The sequence below is a fragment of the Candidatus Obscuribacterales bacterium genome (assembly GCA_036703605.1).
In the GTDB taxonomy this organism is placed as follows: Bacteria; Cyanobacteriota; Cyanobacteriia; order RECH01; family RECH01; genus RECH01.
In genome coordinates, this window is sequence record DATNRH010000277.1 from 1 (window position 1) to 7,591 (window position 7,591).

Annotated in this window: 7 protein-coding genes; 2 read left to right on the top strand and 5 right to left on the bottom strand. The window is 56.2% G+C overall.

Annotated features, from left to right (window positions below; translation table 11 throughout):
- Both V6D20_05880 and V6D20_05885 read left to right on the top strand, forming a co-directional pair.
- A partial coding sequence (locus V6D20_05880; GenBank protein HEY9815315.1) for a S8 family serine peptidase occupies positions 1–1,629 on the top strand: 1,629 nt, incomplete at its 5' end.
- A 61-nt stretch (positions 1,630–1,690) separates the two neighbouring features.
- Entirely contained in the window at positions 1,691–2,944 is a 1,254-nt protein-coding gene (locus V6D20_05885) for a lipid-A-disaccharide synthase-related protein (protein HEY9815316.1), read from the top strand.
- Positions 2,945–3,069: 125 nt separating this feature from the next.
- Here V6D20_05885 and V6D20_05890 read toward each other — a convergent pair whose 3' ends face one another.
- From V6D20_05890 to V6D20_05910, 5 genes are all read right to left on the bottom strand, one after another.
- Positions 3,070–3,804 (bottom strand): 2-phosphosulfolactate phosphatase family protein, encoded by a 735-nt coding sequence (locus tag V6D20_05890; protein HEY9815317.1) that lies wholly within the window; start codon positions 3,802–3,804, stop codon positions 3,070–3,072.
- A 130-nt stretch (positions 3,805–3,934) separates the two neighbouring features.
- Positions 3,935–4,669, bottom strand: coding sequence for an ABC transporter ATP-binding protein (locus V6D20_05895; protein HEY9815318.1), 735 nt, complete (start codon positions 4,667–4,669; stop codon positions 3,935–3,937).
- Positions 4,670–4,785: 116 nt separating this feature from the next.
- Positions 4,786–5,013, bottom strand: a complete 228-nt coding sequence (locus tag V6D20_05900; protein ID HEY9815319.1) for a ferredoxin family protein — start codon at positions 5,011–5,013, stop codon at positions 4,786–4,788.
- Positions 5,014–5,282: 269 nt separating this feature from the next.
- A complete protein-coding gene (locus V6D20_05905) occupies positions 5,283–6,527 on the bottom strand; it encodes an ATP phosphoribosyltransferase regulatory subunit (GenBank protein ID HEY9815320.1) in 1,245 nt (414 codons plus the stop codon).
- Positions 6,528–6,880: 353 nt separating this feature from the next.
- On the bottom strand, positions 6,881–7,591 hold a 711-nt coding region (locus tag V6D20_05910; GenBank protein HEY9815321.1), incomplete at its 5' end, for a tetratricopeptide repeat protein.

Sequence of the window (7,591 nt, forward strand, 5' to 3'; positions counted from 1 at the left end):
GCCACAGCAAATCCGGTGAAGCTTGCTAATCGCCTTGCGGAACGGCCCGATGTACTCTTGGCTGAGCCCGATGTCATTGTGCGTACCCAGCTCCATTACCGTCCCCAAGTGTTGCATTATGGCAAGCAGTGGTACCTCCAACATAGCGGCGGCGATCAGCTCAAGGAGGGCATCCACCTCTCCATGGAAGCAGCTTGGGAGATCACCCGGGGCGATCGCTCCGTGATCATTGCCGTGGCCGATGATGGTTTTGACCTCAATCACCCGGACTTCCAAGGGAAGGGCAAGATGGTTGCGCCTAAGGATATGCGTGGTCAGGATGCTGTGCCGATGCCCGAGGCTGATCTAGAAAGCCATGGCACGGCGGTCGCTGGTTTGGCGATCGCTGAAGAAAATGGTGCAGGCATTGTGGGCGTCGCGCCAGGCTGTGCATTCATGCCAATTCGTACCTCCTCGTTCCTCAACGATCGCTCTGTTGAAGAACTGTTTGATTGGGCCATAGAACAAGGGGCCGCCGTGGTTTCCTGCAGCTGGGGAGCTACAGCGGTGCATTATCCCCTCTCGACCCGGCAGCGGGCTGCTATCAATCGCGCCGCCACGGAAGGCCGCAACGGCAAGGGTTGTGTGGTGGTCTTTGCCGCAGGTAATACCAACCGTCCGGTCAGCGGTACGGTCAACGAACTGGGCTGGCCCAGCAATGTGTTGCGCGGACCCACCGAGTGGCTGAATGGCTTTGCGGTTCATCCCGATGTGATCACCGTCTCGGCCTGCACCAGCCTGGGAGAGAAGGCTGCCTATAGCAACTGGGGGACGAACATTTCTGTCTGCGCGCCGAGTAATAACGTTGCTCCTGATGTCTTTCTGCCCGAAACCGGCTACGTCGTTGCGCCGCCGCCCATTCAAAAGGTGCTACAGGGCAAGGGTATGGTGACTAGCGATCGCCTGGGCAGCAAAGGCTATACCCCCAGCGACTATACCGAATCCTTTGGAGGAACATCGGCGGCTTGCCCTCTCGTGGCGGGGGTTGCGGCCCTGGTTCTGTCGGTGAATCCTGATCTCACGGCTCGGGAGGTGAAGCAACTGCTGCAAAACACGGCGGACAAGATTCTAGACTCCCAGCCCGATCCGCAGTTTGGGGCAAGCTATGGCACCTATGATGCCAATGGGCATTCGCGCTGGTTTGGCTACGGTAAAGTGAACGCCCACCGGGCGGTTCAAGCGGCGCAACAACAGCGGCGATCGCCCGCCACCATCCGGCAACGCCTGCGTCAGTCTTCCACGGGGTTAGCCGATATCCCGGACAACTTGCCCTTGGGGATGACGAGCGCCCTGCGTATCGATTCGGGCAATCCTATTCAAGATATCCAGGTCTCCCTCGACATCCAGCATAGCTATCTGGGGGATTTGGAAATCAGCTTAGAGTCTCCCACGGGTCTGCGCCTCCTGCTGCAAGGGCGGACATTGGGCAATCAAACCCGGCTGAATTATCGCTATACCCTAGAGAATACGCCGGCTTTGCGGCGACTGCTGCATCAAACAGCGGCGGGGGTTTGGAAACTCACCATTGTAGACTGTGCGCCTGAGCATACGGGGTGGCTGAACCGTTGGGAACTAGAAATTGGCGTATAGCAGCTTTTCCTGGGTCAACCAAATCCGGTAAGCTCTAGGGCGTAGGTGCGATAGGGCGATCATGAGTCAGCTAAAAATACTATGCCTGAGTAATGGCCATGGCGAAGATGCGATCGCCCTACGGATTCTCCAATCTCTCCAGCAGCATCCCGCTGCTCCCCAAGTGTCTGCCCTGCCGATTGTTGGCGTGGGGCATGTCTATCGCCAGCACAATATCCCCCTAGTGGGCCCTGCGAAGCAACTGCCCTCCGGCGGCTTCATCTATATGGATCGGCGGCAGCTGGCCCGAGATGTGCGGGGAGGGCTTCTGAAGCTCACTTGGGAGCAACTGCAGGTGACCCGGCAATGGGCGAAAAAAGGCGGCGTTATTTTAGCCGTGGGCGATATTGTGCCGCTGCTGTTTGCCTGGCTGAGTGGCGCACCCTATGCCTTTGTAGGCACCGCCAAATCGGAGTATTACCTCCAGGATGAAGCTGGCCGGCTGCCGCGCTCATCGTGGTTTGAATCCTTGGAGGGCTGTTTCGGCTCTGTCTATCTACCTTGGGAACGTTGGATGATGAAGCATCGCCGATGTCGGGGTGTTTTCCCTCGCGATCGCATCACCACCCAGGTGCTCCAACAGTGGGATATTCCAGCCTTCGACTTAGGCAATCCCATGATGGATGGCCTAGATGCTACATCGACCCTGCCGATATCCAGTGGTGAAAGCGATCGCACCCTAACCATCACCCTACTGCCCGGTTCACGCATACCGGAAGCCTATGAGAACTGGCAAAAAATAACCGAGATGGTGCAGGTGCTGACCACCCGGCTGTGGCAGCGATCGCTGTTGTTTTTGGGGGCGATCGCTCCTAGCCTTGACCTAGATGAGCTGCAAAAAACGCTCATCGCCCAAGGTTGGCAACTTCAGTCCCATCCTGCGAACTATCGACTCTATACTCAGCGCAAAGCTCAGCTGATTCTCACCCAGAGTGGCTTTGCTGACTGTCTCCATGCGGGGGATTTAGCGATCGCCATGGCCGGCACCGCCACCGAACAGTTTATTGGTCTAGGGAAACCGGCTCTCACCCTAGCGGGCAAAGGGCCGCAGTTTACTCCTGCCTTTGCCGAAGCTCAGACCCGTCTTCTCGGCCCTTCTGCTATTTTGCTCAAAGAACCCCAGCAAGCGCTGACGGTGATCGATCAGCTGCTCAATGATCCCGATCGCCTACAGTTGATTAGCGAAAATGGTAAGCGCCGCATGGGAACGCCCGGAGCTGCCCAGCGCATCGCCCAAGGAATCGTGCAATGCTTTCAATCCTCACCAAAAAGTTGATTGGATGGGTGATGGACTGCCGACCCAAATCCAAGCTCAGAGTGTGGGTTGCTCTTGCGGGCAGCATGATGGATTAATGATTTACGAGATGCTGCGTTACGGCTTCGCCTAACAGTGCCCTACGACTAAACCTGTTTCACCAACAGGCCTGGCTCAGTTTGAATTGGCAACACATCCAGGGTATCGAGTTGGGCACAATACTTGAGGTCTTCCATGCCATCGAGGCGCAGCAGCCGGTGGCCATGACTGGCGGCCGAGAGCAGATCTAGGAGGCGACTCTGCCATTGCTCATAGAGAGCCAAGGCAGCGATCGCTTCATCATTGCCTGTGATCACATGCTCTGTGTCCATCAACTGGCGCAGGTGGTGTAGTACTGCCCCCGCACAGACCGTATCTTCGAGAGAATAGCTGCCCTCCCAGCCAGAACCCACCAGCCAAACGGTTTCCGGCCGATGACGGTGTAGATAGTGGGACACGGTTGCCCGGTTCACCAAGGCGGCGGTCAACACCGTCTGGGCTGATTGAATCCGTTCGAGGCAGCGCGTGCCGTTGGTAGTGCTCAGAAACAATCGCCGTCCCGTGACTCGATCCACGGTGCAATCCAGAGGAGAGTTGCCAAGGTCGCAGCCCTGCACCTTCGCACCACCTCGCTCCCCTGCTCGCAGCCGTTTCTCAACGGGCCAGGCCTCGCTTGCCTGCATGAGTTGCTCAATACTGCTGAAGGCTTGTACAGCCTCAGCACCAGCCTCTAGGGCTGTAGCCACCGTTGTTGTGGCTCGCAGCACATCAATAGCGATCGCACAATCTGGACGAGTATCGGTGGGCGTTTGTTCAGGCGTATGGAAAACAAATAGCTTCACGAAAGGGCTGCACCTTTAACTGCGTAAACCGACAATCAACATTCTAGGGGGTATTGGATCCGTTTTATCAGCTAATCTCTATGGGTCTACCCCTAAGGATCCCCCTAGTTACGATTGCCCTAAAGCTCAGTTATGATCGCGATCTGCTAGCGCCTAGGTATAATTCACCCACGCTTGGATCGTTGAGCAACTGTGAACCGGGGCCCTCGACGCGATCGCGCCCCGTATCTAGAACATAGCCTCGATGGGACATTTCCAGGGCGCGACGGGCATTTTGTTCAACTAACACGATCGCCATTCCGCCTTGGTTAATCTGTCGGATGCGATCGAAAATGGTGGTGACTAACTGCGGAGACAGAGCTGCCGAAGGTTCATCCAGCAGCATCAAGCGCGGTTCCAGCATCAGGGCCCGCCCCATGGCGAGTTGCTGCCGTTCTCCACCGGACAGGGTGCCAGCTCGTTGCTTGCGTCGTTCTGCCAGCACGGGAAACATGTCAAAAATCTTTTGCTTGAGCTCCTTGGGTGGCGTATCGCGAATAAATGCTCCCATGTCTAGGTTTTCTTCAATGGTCAACGATGGAAACACATTCGAGATCTGCGGCACGTAGCACATTCCCCGCTCGACAATCTGGTTAGGCTTCAGCCCCAAAATAGATTCTCGACGAAACAGGATCTTGCCGCGATGGGGCGTCAACAGCCCAAAAATAGCTTTCGCCAGCGTAGACTTACCGGCTCCGTTGGGGCCAATCACCGCCACCAACTCACCCGGATAGACCTTAAAGTTAATGCCTTGAAGAATATCTAGATCTTTGACATACCCAGCATGAACCGCTTCAACCTGGAGCAAGGGAACAGCATCTGTCATTATGTGCAACCCGGTGGCTTACCGTTGTCGTTGGGACTCTATTCGTATGCCGGGGTAAATGGATCATTCACCCCGACCCAATTCACCACGGATGTAGCAGATTGTACCCGACAGCTCTAGGTCGGTGTTTTTTGTAGTTCTGGGCGTTCTTCTGGCAAGATGGCTCCCTCCACAGGACAGACCTGCACGCAGATGCCGCAGTCAATGCAGGTGGAGAAATCAATCCAGTACCAGTCGGTACCTTTTTCATTTTTGCCGGGCCCGTCGTGGATGCAGGCGACTGGGCAGGCATCTACACAGTCAGCAACGCCTTCACAAACGTTCGTCACAATGGTATGTGGCATAGTGGTTTCCTCAACAGCCCTGTCAACATTAGGTCATTAGCTAGTGTAACGCTTACCGCCGTGGCGCTTGAGTTCTGGCAAGGATGGACGTCGCTGGCTTCGACTCTGCTGGCTTCGACGTCGCTCAGCCAGCAGAGTTGGTGGTGGGACATCTCCGGAAGGGAGAAAGTCAGAATCCAGTTGTTGCTTCCTGAGCGAAGTTGTTGGCCGCTGCAGAGGGGCTAGGGAACAGTGGGGAACCGCTACCAGTAACGTTCCGCCGCAGAGGTCTAGGCTAATTGCTCAACCGTCAGGTCGCCGGCGGCATTGATCCAGGCAATTTGTTCAATGTGCTGTTGACGGGCATAGGCGCGCACGGCCTCCGGACTACCTCGATCCATGAGATCCACTTCCACTCGCTGTGGTTCATCGGGCGTACTCTCGTCACGGATTGTCTGGGCATGGGTGAACGCCGTCGCATAGGCAGCAGGGGATTGGGGCACCACCAGCCAATGGCTAGCGGGAATCTCCAAGGGCAAGCGATCGTTGGTGAGCATGACATGGTGTAGGTCTTCGATATTCAGGGAAAAACCTACGCCTGGAGCGCTATCGCCTTGGGGATGGTACAACCCCAGCAGTTGGTCGTAGCGGCCCCCTTGCCCCAAGATGCGCTGACCTGACTCACCCCAGTTCACCGCCTCAAAGACAATGCCGGTGTAATAGTCGAAGGTTTGCATGAGGCTAAGATCTAAAATCAGCGACGGATGGGCCTGATCAGGCTGAGCCTGGAAGCTATCCTGCAGCAGGTCTACCAAAACCTTGAGGTTCTCAATAATTCGGCGCTGATCATCCTCTAGGTCAAGCTGGGATACGGTTTGCAAGACGTCTGCTGGCTTGCCCCGTAGATCTAACAGCAACAGAGCGCGATCGCGGAGCTCGTCTGACAGGGGCAGCGCTTCTAGGGCCATGCGATCTAAATGAGCGATCGCCCGCCGCACGTCTGACCGTAGGCGTTCTGGAAACACCGATAGGAGCGATCGGCTCAGCCCCGCTTCTCCAATTAACAAATGCCACTGCTGCATACCCAGCTTACGCATACAGTCTGACAGCAGCAGCAGCACCTCTGCATCAGCTCCTACCCCATCCTGTCCCAGCAACTCAACCCCAGCCTGGAAAAACTCCTGCTGACGGTTGTAGCTGGAGGCCGACGGTCGCCGAAAGACATTGGCGTTGTAGTACAAACGATAGGGGAAGGTCATGCCGGCCATGCGGGTCACCGCTGCTCGGGCAATGGACGCCGTGAATTCTGGACGCAGACCCAGCCCTTGCTCCTCCGCACCTTGGACTTGAATCACCGTGGATTGATCGATCGCTCCCCCAGCCATCAGCGTATCTAGGCGCTCTAGGGTTGAGGTAATGATGCGATGGTAGCCCCACTGATGAAAGACCTGCTGCAGCCGTGCCTCAATCCAAACCTTTTGGGCCACGTCCAGCGGAAATAGATCCCTGGCTCCAACGGGAGGTTGATAAGTCATTAACCGTTACACCAATTCCTAACAATCAAACGCCAAACGACAAAGGGCATGTGGTAATCGTTGCTGAATGCATCGAACGCGATCGCCCCTAGCCCAGCCCCATTCTCGTCACGCACCTAAACCGTCGTGACCATAGGGGAGAACTCTATCGTTCACCTGTGCCACACTATTCTCTCAGAGGATTGAGCAGATCCTCTGCCCCCAGGCGACCGAATGGGTGATCAGACCCTGGGTCATATTGAGTCTGCAACATGTTGCTACATCATGAAGACGCCTCAACGTTCCTCGCCCTCTGGGAAAGGGATTGAGGGTGAGGGCAGTATGCGGGTCATTCAAGACTTGGCATAACTCAGCTATTTTTTGCGTCCGCCAAAGAGCCCAAACAAGCCACCCTTGGACGATGTATCTTTACCCGATGCGGCGCGCTTACTTCCTGTAGCCTTAGTGCCCGATTGAGAGGCATTGCCGGATTGCTCCACCATGCGCCGCCCAGCCCCAGCAATTTCGTCGTTGGGGTTAATCTCTAGGGCTTTATCAAAGTGAATGCGGGCCATCTTTGCCTGCTTGGTTTTGATATAAATCATGCCCATGCGGCTGTGGCAATTGGAATTTTTGGGGTTGAGCTTCAGGGCTTCCCGCAGTTCCAAAATGGCTTTGGCGTAGTTTTGCTGCTTTTCAAACTCCTCAGACCGGCGGATGAAGCTATCCACGAGGGAATCTTTCGTAGGTGGCGGCGCAGCCGGACGGGATGCTGGTTTTGCTGCTGGGGCTGAGCTGGATGCGGAGGATTGCTCGTCTGGGCGGGCAGCGGTGCGGAGCGCGCCATTGTCTTGCCCTGCCGTGCGCATGAGGTAGACCAAGTTGAGTTCGCTAATGCGCCCAATCACCTCTGGGGTTTGCTCCAGCGCTTGATATTGATGCTCGACCAGTTCCTTGAGGGCCTGTTGGTAGTCGCCGCTGGTATTCGATGCGGCGGCTAGCTGGCGGGCGCGGTCGGTGGACAGCACAATGGTTTCTTGCTGGCGCTGGGCCTGCTGTCCCTTAAGCTTCAGGATGATTTGGTG

Bases quoted from the DNA above. Each gene is read 5' to 3' on its own strand.
- V6D20_05885 (HEY9815316.1), top strand. From the start codon at position 1,691: ATGAGTCAGCTAAAAATACTATGCCTGAGTAATGGCCATGGCGAAGAT.
- V6D20_05905 (HEY9815320.1), bottom strand. From the start codon at position 6,527: ATGACTTATCAACCTCCCGTTGGAGCCAGGGATCTATTTCCGCTGGAC.
- V6D20_05895 (HEY9815318.1), bottom strand. From the start codon at position 4,669: ATGACAGATGCTGTTCCCTTGCTCCAGGTTGAAGCGGTTCATGCTGGG.
- V6D20_05900 (HEY9815319.1), bottom strand. From the start codon at position 5,013: ATGCCACATACCATTGTGACGAACGTTTGTGAAGGCGTTGCTGACTGT.